Below are 13,598 nucleotides of genomic sequence, written 5' to 3'. Positions count from 1 at the left end.
TGTGAATTCAGAATGGTTAAAGGGGAGCTGCCACAGTGGAGCGTTTTTCCAGAGCAGTGCGAATGGCAATCGGGGGCGCGGCACTGGCCGCAGGCCTGATGATGGCAAGCGGGGCAGTGGCGCAGAGCGCGCCGCAGGTCGCGGGCAAGATCGAATGGGGCGTCTGGGTTGACGACGATGGCTGTATGCACTGGTGGGCAGATGGCGGCGTCGAAGGCTATATGCTTGACCGCGTCAATCCCAAGACCGGCAAACCGGTTTGTCTGAAGCGCAACACCTGTCTGGTGCAGAACACCGACACGTTGTTTGCCACCGACAGCTCGAAGCTGACGGCCTATGGCCGCCGCTACCTGACCGATTTCTTCCAGAACGCCGGTGCCTTTGGCTACGCGATCTACGGCCACACCGACAGCCGCGCCTCGGATGAGTACAACATCCGACTGTCGCAGCGCCGGGCTGCTTCGGTGGCAAGTGTTGCCCGCTCGGTCGGGGCTATGGTGGACCGTGAGATTGGCTATGGCGAGCGTCAACCGCGCGCCACCAACGCAACCGCCGCCGGGATGCAGCAAAACCGCCGCGTCGAAGTCGTCTGCTATAAGTGGTGATGAACATGTCAAAAATTACAGTTTTCCCGCTTCTGGCTTTCGCCGCACTGGCGCTTAGCGCCTGCGTTGATGGTTTGACCCCCTATACTGCGGGGCCGGACACGGTGATCGCCACCGCACGCGACACCGGACGTGACCATACCGGTCTGATCGAGGGCGAAGCCGCCATCGCTTATGACCCGGATGGCTGCCAGGGCTGGATCATCGACGATGGCATCGAAGGCTATTCGGGCCGCCGCTACGATCCGGTTTCGGGTCTACCGGTTTGCAACAACCACTATCCGCCGGGCACGGTTCTGGGCAATTACCAGAGCTCGTCGGCACCGCTTCGAGATTACGTTCCGGCGCGCCGGAATTAATTCCCGGTCCATCGAAGCTGTATCATCACAAAGACCACGGAAATCTCCGTGGTCTTTTTTTATTGCCCGGTTCTTGCGCAAAGATGTCGCTGTCATCACTTTGATATCAAGAACACGCAGGTTGTTCTTGCCAGAGTATTTGGCGGGCCTACACTACATATAGACGTCACCTGAACCGCAAGGAGATCCCTTTGGGCATCAGCGCGCTAACGCCCCCGACCCGTTCCGAGGATATTGTCGAGACTGTCCTCGAATTTCCCGATAACCGGCTTTTGATCAGCCTCTGCGGCGAGTTTGACCGCAATCTGGCCCAGATCGAGCATCAGATGGGGGTGCATGTGCTGCGGCGGGGCAATCGCCTTTCCGTCATTGGTGACAAGGCGGCGCGCGAACAGGCGGCTGCCGTGTTGCGGTCTTTGTATGCGCGGCTTGAAGCGGGCCGTGGCGTAGAGGCAGGCGATATCGACGGCGCGATGCGGATGGGGCGGCCAATGCCGGATACCAAGCTGGAAGGCTCGGAACAGATCGAGATGTTTACTGGCGGCGGCGGTATTGAACTGCGCACCCGTAAAAAGCCGATTGAACCCCGCACCGAGGCGCAGAAGGAATATGTGAAAAACCTGTTCGCCAATGAGATGGGGTTCGGTATTGGTCCGGCTGGCACCGGGAAAACCTATCTTGCCGTGGCGGTTGGCGTGACCATGCTGATCTCGGGCGCAGTCGAGAAAATCATCCTGTCGCGTCCGGCGGTTGAGGCCGGCGAGCGTCTGGGCTTTCTGCCCGGCGATATGAAGGAAAAAATCGACCCCTACATGCAGCCTTTGTACGATGCGCTGAACGATTTCCTGCCCGCCAAGCAGATACAAAAGCTGACCGAAGACAAGCGGATCGAGATTGCTCCGCTGGCCTTCATGCGTGGGCGCACTCTGTCCAACGCCTTCGTGGTGCTGGATGAGGCGCAGAACGCCACCACGATGCAGATGAAGATGTTCCTGACCCGTCTTGGGGAGGGTTCGCGCATGGTGATCACCGGCGACCGCACGCAGGTCGACCTGCCACGCGGCACCGCCTCGGGGCTGCAGGATGCCGAGCGGATTCTGAAAGGGGTGAAGGGTGTGACCTTCAACTATTTCACCTCGAAGGATGTGGTGCGGCACCCGCTGGTTGCCCGCGTGATCGAGGCTTACGAGCGCGACGAAGCGCAGGGCTGAAAGGTCTGGGTTGAACAGGCTGCGGCACGCGATCTGACGGAGCGCGTGCCGCGCAAGTCTTCTTAAGCGCTTGCGCGCGTGCGGGGGGGCTAGCCCCCCAAGGCTTTGGCAAGCCAAACCCTTGCCCCCCAGAGTATTTAGGCCAATATGAAAGCTTGAGAGACAGGCTTTGGTGCGCTATGGGGCGGCATGGAACCCTTGGTTGATATTGTCCTTGAGGATGCGCGCTGGGAAGCCTTTGGGCTGGACGCCATCGCCGAACCCGCTGTGGGGGCGGCGTTTGCAGAGCTGGGGCTGGCCGAGGCCGGGTTTACCTTCTGCCTGATGGGCTGCGATGATGCGCGGATTCTGGAGCTGAACGGCGATTTTCGGGGCAAGGCCAAGCCGACCAATGTGCTGAGCTGGCCGTCCGAAGAACGCGGCGCGGATGCGGGGGAAGTGCCCGATCTACCAGAGCCGGGTGCGGTGGATGATCCCGTATCCCTTGGTGATATCGCGATTTCTTATGACACTTGCGCGCGTGAGGCTGCCGAGGCGGGCAAGCCTATGGCCGATCATGTCACGCATCTGATCGTGCATGGGCTGTTGCATCTGCTCGGTTATGATCACATCCGCGCCGCTGATGGCGATCTGATGGAGGCGACCGAGGTGCGCATACTTGCGCGTCTGGGGCTTTCTGACCCATACTAACAGCATCGGCCTTTCGGGGCGTTTTGGAACAAGGACCAATGGGCAGTAGCAACGACGGGTTACCCGCAGCGCAGCGCGCGGATGCCGATGAGGCCGAGGCCTCGCCACGCGGATTCTTCGGGCGGCTGTTGTCCGCCTTCAACTCCTCTGACAGCAGCGAGGGCGACGAAGAAGCGGCGGCGCTGACGCCCGCGAAGGGTGGGTTGTTGGGGTTGAGCAACTTGCGCAGGCTGCGGGTCGATGATGTGGCGATACCAAAGGTTGAGATTGCCGCCGTGCCCTTGGACATCGGCAAGGATGATCTGGTTGAGGCGTTTCGTCAGCATGGCTTTTCGCGGCTACCGGTTTACAAAGGCACCTTGGACCATCCGCAGGGGCTGGTGCTGCTAAAGGATCTGGCGCTGCAGCATGGTTTTGGTGCCTCGGGGCGGTTTTCGCTGAAGAAACTGCTGCGCCCGGTGCTGTTCGCACCACCCTCGATGCCCGCCGCGACTTTGTTGCAGAAGATGCAGCGCGACCGGGTGCATATGGCTTTGGTGATTGACGAATATGGTGGCGTCGATGGCTTAGTGACCATCGAAGACCTGATCGAAACCGTCATCGGCGAGATCGAGGACGAACACGACGAGGTTGAAGGCGCGCTGTGGAAGGAAGAATCTCCGGGTGTATTCGTCGCGCAATCGACGGTGTCGCTGGATGATTTCGAGGCTGCCATCGGCATGACCCTGCGCAATGGCGAGGATGACGAAGATATCGACACGCTGGGTGGGCTGGTGTTCCTGCGTACAGGCCGGGTGCCGGTGCGGGGTGAGATCGTGCCACACGAATCCGGGGCGGAGTTTGAGGTGCTCGACGCCGATCCGCGCCGGATCAAACGCCTGCGGGTGCGGCTGCCGGGGGCGATAGCGCCGGTGGTGCCCGAGCCTGCGGTGCCCGAGGTCGAAGGCTAAGATGATGCTGAGGCTGCGGGCGGGCTGGCCCGGCTTGCGCCCCGTCGGAGGGGCGGCACTGTTGGGCGTGGTTGTGGCCTGCGGGCAGGCTCCGCTGGGCGCGTGGTATATAAGCCTCCCCGCCTTGGCGGTGCTGTGCTGGCAGATCGGGCGCAGTACTGCGCCGATCTGGTTGGCGTGGTTCGCGGGTGCAGGCTATTTCGCCGCCGCTCTGAACTGGATCGTGCAACCCTTCATGGTCGATGCCGCGCGTGATGGCTGGATGGCACCCTTTGCATTGGTGTTCATGGCGTTTGGCATGGCGCTGTTCTGGGCGCTGGCGGGTTGGCTTAGCCGCTATAGCCGCAACGCTGCCCTTGGCTTTGCTGTCGCCTTGGCCGCCACTGATCTTCTGCGCGGCTATGTGCTGACCGGCTTCCCGTGGGCGCTGATCGGCCATATCTGGATCGACACGCCGGTGGCGCAACTGGCGGCGTTCATCGGCCCAAGCGGGTTGTCTTTGCTGACGGCTTTGCTGGCAGCAGGCCTTGCGCTGCGCCGCCCGCTGCCGGTTGCACTGGCTGTAGCCTGTCTCGCCGCCGTTTGGGGCTATGGCCTGTGGCTGCTGGCACAGCCGATGCCCGCCGACCGCCCGCTGACGTTGCGCCTTGTGCAGCCCAATGCCGAACAGCAGGCGAAATGGGATCCGGCGCTGGCCCGGCAGTTCTTTGACCGCTTGCTCAGCCTGACGGCGGTGAAACCTACCCCCGATCTGGTGATCTGGCCGGAAACCGCGCTGCCCTATCTGCTGGATCTGCACCCTGAAATCGGCGGCATGATCGCAAGTGCTGCCAACGGTGCCCCTGTAGCCATCGGAATGCAGCGGGTGGAGGGCGACAAGGCGTGGAATTCGCTGGCGGTGATTGCCCCAGACGGCACGACGGGGCCAACTTACGACAAGCACCATCTTGTGCCGTTTGGCGAATATATCCCCTTCGGCGATGCGCTGTTCCAATGGGCCAACATCTCGGCCTTCGCCTCGCAGATGGGCAATGGCTATATGGCGGGGCCGGGTCCGCAATTGCTGGATTTTGGCCCGAAACTGGGTCGTGCGCTGCCGTTGATCTGCTATGAGGCGGTGTTCCCGCAAGATCTGCGCGGCACCGAGCGCCCGGATTGGCTGCTGCAAATCACCAATGATGCGTGGTTTGGCCGCTGGACTGGTCCGTTCCAGCACGCCGCCCAAGCCCGCCTGCGCGCGATCGAGCAAGGCCTGCCGCTGGTCCGCGTTGCCAACACCGGTGTCACGGCGGTGTATGACGCGCGCGGCCGCATCACCGCCAGCCTGCCGTTCGAAATCGCCAGCTTTCTTGATGCCACCCTGCCGGCCGCCCTGCCGATCACCCCCTTTGCCCGCTTCGGCGAGATCCCGCTTCTGGTGTTGCTGTGCGGACTCGCCGCAGGCCTGTTGCGGCCCCGCGAACGCCGCATGCCTTGACCTTTGCGCTGGATTGGGTCTAAGGCAGGCCGATAAAACCCGCACAACGGCTTCCTGGCGTGCGTGGATAACCCAACGGAGCACTTCCCCATGAGCCGCAAGAACTACATTTTCACCTCGGAATCCGTGTCCGAGGGCCATCCTGACAAACTCTGCGACCGCGTGTCAGATGCTATCCTCGATGCGTTCCTGACCGAAGAAGCCAATGCGCGGGTGGCTTGTGAGACCTTTGCCACCACGGGCCGGGTTGTGGTTGGCGGCGAAGTGGGGCTGTCTGACAAGAAAGCCCTGAAGGGCATGATGGAACGCGTTGAAGACATCGTGCGGGCTTGTGTCAAAGACATCGGCTACGAGCAGGATGAATTCCACTGGAACACCCTGAAAGTGCAGAACTATCTGCACAAGCAATCCGCCCATATCGCGCAGGGCGTCGATAAGGACGGTGCGGGCGATCAGGGCATCATGTTCGGTTATGCCTGCCGCGAGACGGCAGAGCTGATGCCGGCCCCGATTCAGTATTCCCACGCCATCCTGCGCCGTCTGGCCGAAGTGCGCAAATCCGGCCAAGAGCCGACGCTGCGCCCGGATGCCAAATCGCAACTGTCGCTGCGCTATGAAGATGGCAAGCCGGTGGAAGTGACCTCGATCGTGCTGTCGACTCAGCATGCGCTGGAAAGCCAAAGCTCGGCGGACATTCGCGCGATTGTCGAACCCTATATCCGCGAAGTGCTGCCCTCGGGCTGGATCACCGAGAAAACCGAATGGTGGGTCAACCCGACCGGAACATTCGTGATCGGCGGGCCGGATGGCGACGCTGGCCTAACCGGTCGCAAGATCATCGTTGATACCTACGGCGGGGCGGCCCCGCATGGCGGCGGCGCGTTCTCGGGCAAGGATCCGACCAAGGTCGACCGTTCGGCGGCCTATGCGGCACGCTATCTGGCGAAGAACGTGGTGGCTGCAGGTCTGGCAGATCGCTGCACGCTGCAAGTGTCCTATGCGATTGGCGTGGCCAAGCCGTTGTCGATCTATGTCGACACCCACGGCACCGGCCAGGTCGAGGCTGTGCAGATCGAAAAGGCTGTCGCGGCCTGCATGGATCTGACCCCGCGCGGCATCCGCGAGCATCTGCAACTGACCCGCCCGATCTACGCCCGCACCTCGGCCTATGGCCATTTCGGTCGTGCACCCGAGGCGGATGGCGGTTTCTCGTGGGAGAAAACCGATCTGGTTGAGGCGCTGAAAGCCGCAGTTTAAGCGATCGTCCCATCGGTGAACGATACGTCGTTCACCGAGCCACCGCTGCAAAAGCCGCGATCATCTGCAGGCGCGGCGCTCTGAGGTTCCGCGAATGTCCACCGACACGTTGCGCTATGCTCTGATCATGCTGCTGGCTGGCATCGGTATTCCGGTGCTGGCGGCACTCAATGCCCAGTTGGGCGCGCGGATCGCGGCCCCTGTGGCGGCATCGGTGGTGCTGTTCGCAGTGGCGCTGCTGGCCTGCATCCTCGTGCTGGCGTTTTCGGGTCAGGTATCCGCCCTTGCAGCCCTGCCCGCTCAACCGAAACATCTGTTTGCAGCCGGGCTTTTCGTCGCCTTCTATGTGCTGACAGTGACATGGGTTGCGCCGCGCTTTGGTGTCGGCAATGCGGTGTTCTGCGTGCTGCTCGGCCAAATGATCGCCGCCACCTTGATCGACCAGTTCGGCCTGTTTGGCGCGGCGGTGCACACCGTCACCGCCACGCGTGCAGCCGGAATCGTGGCGATGGTTGCCGGGCTTGCGCTGATCCAGCGCGGCTGATGCCGACGCCACGGGTTGACGCGGCGCACAAAGCAAGGCTAGAGGCCCGCAACAACCACAAGGCGCATCCGATGTATGATCCCGTAGAGCGGCGCAATTTCTATGGCCGTGTGCATGGCAAAACCCTGCGCGCCAGCCAGAAGACCTATCTTGAGGAAGATCTCGAACGCCTCAGCCTGCCGGGTGTGACGCGGGAAGATAACCCCGACCGCAGCCCGATTGACCTCACGCGCTTTGCGGGCAAACCGCTCTGGCTGGAAATCGGCTTCGGCGGGGGTGAGCATCTGGTCCACATGGCCGCAACCTATCCCGAGATTGGCCTCATCGGCTGCGAGCCTTTCGTGAATGGTATCGCCATGCTGTTGGGCAAAATCCGCGCGGCTGAGGTGAATAACCTCGCGATCCACCCCGGCGATGTGCGCGACCTGTTCGATGTGCTGCCCGCCGCGTCGATTGCGAAAGCCTTCCTGAATTACCCCGACCCTTGGCCAAAAGCCCGTCACCACCGCCGCCGCTTTGTCACCCAAGGCTATCTCGCAGCCCTCGCCCGCACCCTGCAACCGGGTGCCGAGTTCCGCGTCGCCACTGATATCCCCGACTATGTCCGCCAAACCCTGGAAGAAGTCCCACAAGCAGGCTTCACCCTGCGCGATCAAGGTGATCAGCCGTGGTCTGACTGGCTCTCCACCCGCTACGAGCAAAAAGCCCTGCGTGAAGGCCGCCCACCGTATTACCTCACTTTCCAGCGCAACGCCTGACACGACGGTCGGATGCGCTCCGCGCGGGAGTATTTCAGAAAGAGCAAACCCTGAAGCCGTTGCTCTTTTCGAAATACTCCCGCCGGAGGCTTCTCGGTCAAAACCCTTGCAGCTGTTTCAAATCCATCCTGCGGCAGCAGCGTGCGCGGCCCCCTCGATGGGGGCCAAGCGCGCAGCCCTATAAGGTCAACCGTGGACCCCGCGCGTTGCTTGCGCTATCAGACTTGCAAATTCCGCGCAGGAGAGTGCCGATGTCCGCCCATGCCACCGCCCAACCGATGACCGCCTCGAAATCCGGGCCGCTGAAAGGCACCGCTTCGGTGCCGGGCGACAAGTCGATCAGCCATCGCGCGTTGATTTTCGGCGCGATGGCGGTGGGGGAAACCAAGATCACCGGGCTGCTGGAAGGCCAGGATGTGCTGGATACCGCGAAAGCGATGCGGGCGTTTGGGGCGACGGTGATCCAGCACGGTCCGGGCGCTTGGTCGGTGAATGGTGTCGGTGTCGGTGGCTTTCAGGAGCCTGCCGATGTGATTGACTGCGGCAACTCGGGCACCGGGGTGCGCTTGATCATGGGCACGATGGCGACGACGCCGATGACCGCGACCTTTACCGGCGATGCCAGCCTGCGCAAACGGCCGATGGGGCGGGTGACCGATCCGCTGTCGCTGTTCGGCACTCAGGCTTATGGCCGCAAGGGTGGCCGCTTGCCGATGACGGTGGTGGGGGCGGCCAATCCGGTTCCGGTGCGCTATGCCCTCCCCGTCGCTTCGGCGCAGGTGAAATCGGCGGTGCTGCTGGCGGGTCTGAACGCGCCGGGGCAGACCGTGGTGATTGAACGCGAGCCGACGCGGGATCATTCCGAGCGGATGCTGCTGGGGTTTGGCGCGCAACTGACCGTCGAGAAGACCAGCGAGGGCAATGTCATCACCCTGACCGGCCAGCCGGAACTGCGACCGCAAACTGTGGCAGTGCCGCGCGATCCGTCTTCAGCAGCTTTCCCGGTCTGTGCCGCACTGATCGTCGAAGGCTCGGATATCTTCGTGCCCGGCGTCAGCCAGAACCTGACCCGCAACGGCCTCTACCTGACGTTGGTGGAAATGGGCGCGGTGATTGAGTTTCAGAACCCGCGCACCGAGGGGGGCGAGCCTGTCGCTGACCTGAGGGTGCGGTTCAGCGATAATATGAAGGGTATCGAGGTGCCACCGGAGCGCGCGCCGTCGATGATTGATGAATATCCGATCCTGTCGGTGGTCGCGGCCTGTTCGACGGGCAAGACGATCATGCGCGGGGTGAAGGAACTGCGGGTCAAGGAATCCGACCGCATCGACGCGATGGCGCGGGGGTTGGAGGCTTGCGGAGTGAAGATCGAGGAGGATGAGGATACCTTGATCGTTCACGGCATGGGGGCAGGCGGGGTGCCCGGTGGGGTCACCTGTGCCACCCATATTGATCACCGGATTGCGATGTCTTTTCTGGTGCTGGGGATGGCCGCGAAGAAGCCGGTTTCGGTGGATGATGCCTCGCCCATCGTGACCTCGTTCCCGATTTTTGAGGGGCTGATGACCGGCTTGGGCGCGACTTTGAGCCACGGCGGGCAGTAGGATTTGGCTGGTCCCAACTCGGGACCATTTTATATACCTTAAAATCAAATACTTAGGTCGATCAATTTAAGGCTTTCTTAACCTTTGACGCTGCAAGCTTGACCGAACCGACAGGGCATGATCGCGTTGTCGCGACAGCGGCAGGGGGGGCGGGATGAAATATCTGTATTGGGCTTTGCCGGTGGGAACCGCGCTCGCCTATGGCGTTTGGCGATACTTTGCAGGGCAAGTCTATGTCGGCGCTCTGCCACCGTTTGATCTGCATCTTTACAGTTTTGAGCAAGCGCAGGCCTATCTTGCGGGGCTGACCCCCACTGCCAAGGCGATCTACCTTGGCCCGCTGCACAGGGCTGACTCTGTCTTGATGATCTGCCTTGCGGCGAGCTTGATCGCGGCGGTCTGGCGGCGGGGTTGGCTTTGGGCTGTGCCCGCGCTGCTGTATCTTTGCTTTGATCTGGCGGAAAACCGGCTTGTCACCAGCGTGCTGGAAACGGGCATCCCTGGCGGCGCTGCGACGGACACGTTGAGGATTGTGACCGGGTTGAAATTTGGCTGTCTGGGGCTGGCGGCAGCTTTGGCGCTGGCAAGTCTGTGGCGGAAACGGCGGCTCGTGCGCTAGCGGGCGGTGCGTGAATCGCGCAGCCTACGCCAGACTCCGGGCGCGGGGTCTGGTGGCGCTTGGCTTTGCGTCGGGGTATAGAGACGGAAAGGCGCGCTTTAGCGGGCCGTTCTTACGCCAAAGGAAGGGCATCAGATGGGAACTTTTTATGCAGCCGTCGAGGTGTTTGACTCGGAAGGCCCGGTCAATATGCCCGATGGGGCCGAGTATGGCGGCGAGGCGCGGTTCTTTGTGTTGACGGCTGAGGATTTGTCGGAGGCCTTGGCGACCTTGGCGAACTCGATTTCCGTCAATGGCTTGCGGCTGGACCGCGTATTGCACGCCGGTGCAGTTGAGGCGTTTGACGATGAAATCCTGCCGTTTGAGATCGACATTGATGGCATGGCGGAAACCGCCCAAGGCTCGGGCGAGATTTGTGTCTCGGAACCGCATCCGTTTGAACCGGATGAGTCGGACGGTGTGGCCTCGGGCTGTTATGCGGTCTGCATCGACGCGTTTGATATGGAATGGGCTGATGAGGATGAGGGCGAGTATGGCGGGCACTACCAACTGGCGGTGATCAAGGCCGAAACCGCTGCCGAAGCCTTGCAGCAGTTGGTGGAAGATTTTGAGGCCGAGGGCATCATCATCATTTCGCTGGAGGGCTTGGTCGATGCCAAGGCCTTCCCGTTTGACGCCTATGAGTTCCAGTTTGAGGAAGATGATGCGGTGTCGGAGGTGCTGGAGCAGGGCGGCATGATTGTCTCGAATGCCTATGCCTATCCGCCGGAAGCGCCGCGCAAGCTGGACAGCTAAGTGAGGGGGCTCGCCCCCTCAGACCCCGAGGATATTTGAGCACAGAGGATGACCATGCGCTTTACAGTGGCCATTGATGGGCCTGCGGCGGCGGGCAAGGGCACGATTGGGCGGGCGCTGGCTGCGCGGTTTGGTTTTGCGCATCTGGATACTGGGTTGTTGTATCGGGCGGTGGGTGCGCTGGGCGGTGATCCGGTGGCGGCGGCGCGCGGGCTTTCTGCGGCCGATCTGGCGCGCGATGATTTGCGGACATTGGCGGCGGGGCAGGCGGCGAGTGTGGCGGCGGTGATCCCCGAAGTGCGGGCGGCTTTGGTCGATTTTCAGCGGCGGTTTGCGCGGGCTGAGGGCGGTGCTGTGCTGGATGGTCGCGACATTGGCACGGTGATTTGTCCCGAGGCCGAGGTGAAGCTGTATGTGACGGCGAGTGCCGAAGTGCGGGCGCATCGGCGTTGGCTGGAGGTTGGCGGCGATGAAGCCCGCGTGCTGGCGGAAGTGATCGAGCGCGATGCGCGGGATATGGGGCGCAGTGCTGCTCCGCTAAAGCCTGCGCTGGATGCGGTGGTGATTGATACCTCGGAACTGCCAATAGAGGCCGCGATTGCCGCAGCCGTGGCGATTGTAGAGGCGCGGCTGTGACAGCTCGCGTCGTGCTGCATGTTCCGGCGCGGATGGTTGCAGCGATGGGCGGTTTGAGGCCGCCGTTGCTTTATGGCCGGATTCGGGACTGTCTGGCGGCGCGGGGTGTCGGTGTTGCGCTGGTGGAAGGCTTTGACGCCGATGCATGGCGCGAAGATGGCGATCTGCATATCGTCGAGAATGGGCGTGGGCAGCGGCCGGGCGTGCTGAACGCCGCGACGGCTTATTTTGAAGGGTTCTTCCACGTCGATCCTGTTGGCATACAGGCGGCGAGCCGGATAGGCGGCTTGCGCTATGATCCGGCGGCGGTCGATGAGGCGGTGGCGCAGGCCTATCTTGTCGCGTTGCAGCAGCGCTTCGCGGTGCCGCGACGCTCGCGCTACAAACAGCGAAGGCGGTCAGTGATCTGCCGCAGGGCGCGATTGCGGTGTTCCTGCAAGGACCTGCGCCGCAGCGGATCGGGCAGGCCTATTGCAGTTTTGAAGCGATGTTGGAGGCGGTTTGCGCAGGCGCCGGGGGTCGTCCGGTGCTGGTCAAGCCGCATCCGTTGAAGCCGGAACTGGGGGCAGAGATCATCGCGGCGGTGCAGGCGAAGGGGTTTGCGCCGATCACCACTGATGCGAATGTGCATGACATTCTGGCAGCGTGTGTGGCGACGGTGTCGATCAACTCCGCCACCGCGATGGAGGGGTTTTTGCACGGCAAGCCTGCGGTGCTGTTCGGGCGGTCGGATTTCCACGCGTTGGTCGAAACCGTGCGGCAGCCGGGGGAGTTCAGTGCGGCTTTGGCGCAGGCTTTGGCCGATCCGCCGGACTATGCAAAGGCGCTACATTGGTATTTTGGCCAGCACTGTCTGGATATTGCCGCCGACAGTTTTGATGCCCGATTGCTGGCGATCTTTGCCGAGGCCGGGTTTGATGCGGCGCGGTTGGGCCTGCACTAACGCCGCGGCGGCGGGCCGACGGAATTGCGCACCACCAGATCGGGGCGCAGTAGAATCTCGGTCTCATCCGGTTGGGTATCGGACAAAAGTTGCAGCAGCAGGGTCATCGCGTGCTTGCCGATCAGCCCGCGTGGCTGGCGAATCGTGGTCAGCGACGGCTGCATAAAGCTGGCCTGCGGCACGTCGTCGAACCCCGTCACCGAGAAATCGCGCGGCACATCGTAGCCACGCGCGGTGAGCCCCAGCATCACGCCAATCGCGGTCTGGTCGTTTACGCACATGAAGGCGGTGGGCAGGGTGTCGCGCAGGAACAGCTGATCGACCGCGAGGCGGCCGCTTTCAATCGTGCCATCGCCGTCGATCACCATGCGAGAGGTGGCGGGAATCCCTGCGGCGTCCAGCCCTGCCTCGCAGCCCATCCGGCGGCGGACATAGGCCAGCCGGTTGCGCGCATCGCCGATGAAGGCGATCTTGCGGTGGCCTTCCGAGATCAGCAGATCCACCGCCTTGCGCGCGCCTTCCAGATCATCGACGCCAACGTAGGGGATACCGCCGTTGAACACCGGTTCAAACACGCCCACGGTGGGGGGCAGGCGGGCGGTCATCGACTGGTGGCCGAACGGCAGAATGCCGGTGAACAGGATCATCCCGGCGGCTTGGTTCGAGCTGAAGAATTTCAGATACTCCATGCCGCGCTGCGCATCATTCTGGGTATGGCCGATCAGCACGCCGTAGCCATGCGCGCGGGCTTCATTCTCCAACCCCACCAGAATGCTGGAAAAGTTCGGGTCGCCAATGTCTGGGGCGACCACGAGGATCATGTTGGATTTGCCCAAGCGCAGGCTGCGTGCCATAGCGTTGGGGGTATATCCGGTCAGCGCGATCGCCTGATTGACCTTCAGCCGGGTCGAGACCGCAACCTTTTCCGGCAGGTGGATCGCGCGCGATACCGTGGCGATCGACACCTCGGCAATGCGGGCGACATCTTCGATGGTGGCGGGGGAGTTCGACAAGGGGGCAGAGCCTTTGGTTGCTTGACCACAGCCTATAGGGGTCGCGCTCAAGGTGCAAAGCGGACGTTGCAATGTTCGAATGTAAACCTTTACATAAAAAATGCAACGCACTACACATAGAGGGCGGAGAGGAGCCG

Annotated in this window: 16 protein-coding genes and 1 riboswitch; of the genes, 15 read left to right on the top strand and 1 reads right to left on the bottom strand. The window is 62.3% G+C overall.

The annotated features are described in order from the left end of the window. Window positions 1-62 precede the first annotated feature (62 nt). From U1A24_RS14655 to U1A24_RS14585, 15 genes are all read left to right on the top strand, one after another. Window positions 63-605 carry an OmpA family protein gene (locus U1A24_RS14655; protein ID WP_322322715.1) on the top strand — a complete coding sequence of 181 codons (543 nt, stop codon included), beginning with the start codon at window positions 63-65 and terminating at the stop codon, window positions 603-605. Window positions 606-610: 5 nt separating this feature from the next. Continuing rightward, window positions 611-964, top strand: a complete 354-nt coding sequence (locus U1A24_RS14650) for a hypothetical protein (RefSeq protein WP_322322714.1) — start codon at window positions 611-613, stop codon at window positions 962-964. Between the two features lie 191 nt (window positions 965-1,155). Further along, the gene (locus U1A24_RS14645; RefSeq protein WP_322322713.1) at window positions 1,156-2,175 is read left to right on the top strand and encodes a PhoH family protein; all 1,020 of its coding nucleotides are present in this window, start codon (window positions 1,156-1,158) and stop codon (window positions 2,173-2,175) included. A 189-nt stretch (window positions 2,176-2,364) separates the two neighbouring features. Further along, window positions 2,365-2,865 carry an rRNA maturation RNase YbeY gene (gene ybeY / locus U1A24_RS14640; protein WP_322322712.1) on the top strand — a complete coding sequence of 167 codons (501 nt, stop codon included), beginning with the start codon at window positions 2,365-2,367 and terminating at the stop codon, window positions 2,863-2,865. A 38-nt stretch (window positions 2,866-2,903) separates the two neighbouring features. Beyond that, window positions 2,904-3,815 carry a hemolysin family protein gene (locus U1A24_RS14635; RefSeq protein WP_322322711.1) on the top strand — a complete coding sequence of 304 codons (912 nt, stop codon included), beginning with the start codon at window positions 2,904-2,906 and terminating at the stop codon, window positions 3,813-3,815. A gap of 4 nt (window positions 3,816-3,819) precedes the next feature. Beyond that, complete coding sequence (lnt, locus tag U1A24_RS14630; RefSeq protein ID WP_416173495.1) at window positions 3,820-5,292, top strand: apolipoprotein N-acyltransferase; 1,473 nt, start codon at window positions 3,820-3,822, stop codon at window positions 5,290-5,292. 35 nt (window positions 5,293-5,327) lie between these two features. Further along, window positions 5,328-5,375, top strand: a riboswitch (SAM-SAH riboswitch). Between the two features lie 7 nt (window positions 5,376-5,382). Continuing rightward, window positions 5,383-6,549 (top strand): methionine adenosyltransferase, encoded by a 1,167-nt coding sequence (gene metK / locus U1A24_RS14625; protein ID WP_322322709.1) that lies wholly within the window; start codon window positions 5,383-5,385, stop codon window positions 6,547-6,549. A 94-nt stretch (window positions 6,550-6,643) separates the two neighbouring features. Continuing rightward, window positions 6,644-7,093, top strand: a complete 450-nt coding sequence (locus U1A24_RS14620) for a DMT family transporter (RefSeq protein ID WP_322322708.1) — start codon at window positions 6,644-6,646, stop codon at window positions 7,091-7,093. A gap of 71 nt (window positions 7,094-7,164) precedes the next feature. Continuing rightward, window positions 7,165-7,851: a tRNA (guanine(46)-N(7))-methyltransferase TrmB gene (gene trmB, locus U1A24_RS14615; protein WP_322322775.1), complete on the top strand. Its 687-nt coding sequence runs from the start codon at window positions 7,165-7,167 to the stop codon at window positions 7,849-7,851. 251 nt (window positions 7,852-8,102) lie between these two features. Further along, window positions 8,103-9,455, top strand: a complete 1,353-nt coding sequence (gene aroA / locus U1A24_RS14610; RefSeq protein WP_322322707.1) for a 3-phosphoshikimate 1-carboxyvinyltransferase — start codon at window positions 8,103-8,105, stop codon at window positions 9,453-9,455. A gap of 154 nt (window positions 9,456-9,609) precedes the next feature. Then, window positions 9,610-10,074: a hypothetical protein gene (locus U1A24_RS14605; protein ID WP_322322706.1), complete on the top strand. Its 465-nt coding sequence runs from the start codon at window positions 9,610-9,612 to the stop codon at window positions 10,072-10,074. A 135-nt stretch (window positions 10,075-10,209) separates the two neighbouring features. Beyond that, window positions 10,210-10,869 carry a hypothetical protein gene (locus tag U1A24_RS14600; protein WP_322322705.1) on the top strand — a complete coding sequence of 220 codons (660 nt, stop codon included), beginning with the start codon at window positions 10,210-10,212 and terminating at the stop codon, window positions 10,867-10,869. A 54-nt stretch (window positions 10,870-10,923) separates the two neighbouring features. Next, a complete protein-coding gene (locus U1A24_RS14595) occupies window positions 10,924-11,505 on the top strand; it encodes a (d)CMP kinase (protein ID WP_322322704.1) in 582 nt (193 codons plus the stop codon). Beyond that, window positions 11,502-12,056 (top strand): hypothetical protein, encoded by a 555-nt coding sequence (locus tag U1A24_RS14590; protein WP_322322703.1) that lies wholly within the window; start codon window positions 11,502-11,504, stop codon window positions 12,054-12,056. Before U1A24_RS14595 ends, U1A24_RS14590 begins: the two co-directional genes overlap by 4 nt. After that, complete coding sequence (locus U1A24_RS14585; protein ID WP_322322702.1) at window positions 12,032-12,448, top strand: hypothetical protein; 417 nt, start codon at window positions 12,032-12,034, stop codon at window positions 12,446-12,448. The genes U1A24_RS14590 and U1A24_RS14585 overlap by 25 nt, the downstream gene beginning before the upstream one ends. Here U1A24_RS14585 and U1A24_RS14580 read toward each other — a convergent pair. Further along, window positions 12,445-13,512 (bottom strand): LacI family DNA-binding transcriptional regulator, encoded by a 1,068-nt coding sequence (locus tag U1A24_RS14580; protein WP_322322701.1) that lies wholly within the window; start codon window positions 13,510-13,512, stop codon window positions 12,445-12,447. The genes U1A24_RS14585 and U1A24_RS14580 overlap by 4 nt on opposite strands. Window positions 13,513-13,598: the final 86 nt, after the last annotated feature.

The organism is Cypionkella sp. (assembly GCF_034376685.1).
GTDB lineage: Bacteria > Pseudomonadota > Alphaproteobacteria > Rhodobacterales > Rhodobacteraceae > Cypionkella.
This window is presented reverse-complemented; position numbering and strand designations above follow the sequence as displayed.

What these genes read in the sequence shown, in the direction of transcription:
- U1A24_RS14655 (WP_322322715.1), top strand. Translation starts at nt 63, where the DNA reads ATGGCAATCGGGGGCGCGGCACTGGCCGCAGGCCTGATGATGGCAAGC.
- U1A24_RS14650 (WP_322322714.1), top strand. Translation starts at nt 611, where the DNA reads ATGTCAAAAATTACAGTTTTCCCGCTTCTGGCTTTCGCCGCACTGGCG.
- ybeY (WP_322322712.1), top strand. Translation starts at nt 2,365, where the DNA reads ATGGAACCCTTGGTTGATATTGTCCTTGAGGATGCGCGCTGGGAAGCC.
- U1A24_RS14635 (WP_322322711.1), top strand. Translation starts at nt 2,904, where the DNA reads ATGGGCAGTAGCAACGACGGGTTACCCGCAGCGCAGCGCGCGGATGCC.
- lnt (WP_416173495.1), top strand. Translation starts at nt 3,820, where the DNA reads ATGCTGAGGCTGCGGGCGGGCTGGCCCGGCTTGCGCCCCGTCGGAGGG.
- metK (WP_322322709.1), top strand. Translation starts at nt 5,383, where the DNA reads ATGAGCCGCAAGAACTACATTTTCACCTCGGAATCCGTGTCCGAGGGC.
- U1A24_RS14620 (WP_322322708.1), top strand. Translation starts at nt 6,644, where the DNA reads ATGTCCACCGACACGTTGCGCTATGCTCTGATCATGCTGCTGGCTGGC.
- trmB (WP_322322775.1), top strand. Translation starts at nt 7,165, where the DNA reads ATGTATGATCCCGTAGAGCGGCGCAATTTCTATGGCCGTGTGCATGGC.
- aroA (WP_322322707.1), top strand. Translation starts at nt 8,103, where the DNA reads ATGTCCGCCCATGCCACCGCCCAACCGATGACCGCCTCGAAATCCGGG.
- U1A24_RS14605 (WP_322322706.1), top strand. Translation starts at nt 9,610, where the DNA reads ATGAAATATCTGTATTGGGCTTTGCCGGTGGGAACCGCGCTCGCCTAT.
- U1A24_RS14600 (WP_322322705.1), top strand. Translation starts at nt 10,210, where the DNA reads ATGGGAACTTTTTATGCAGCCGTCGAGGTGTTTGACTCGGAAGGCCCG.
- U1A24_RS14595 (WP_322322704.1), top strand. Translation starts at nt 10,924, where the DNA reads ATGCGCTTTACAGTGGCCATTGATGGGCCTGCGGCGGCGGGCAAGGGC.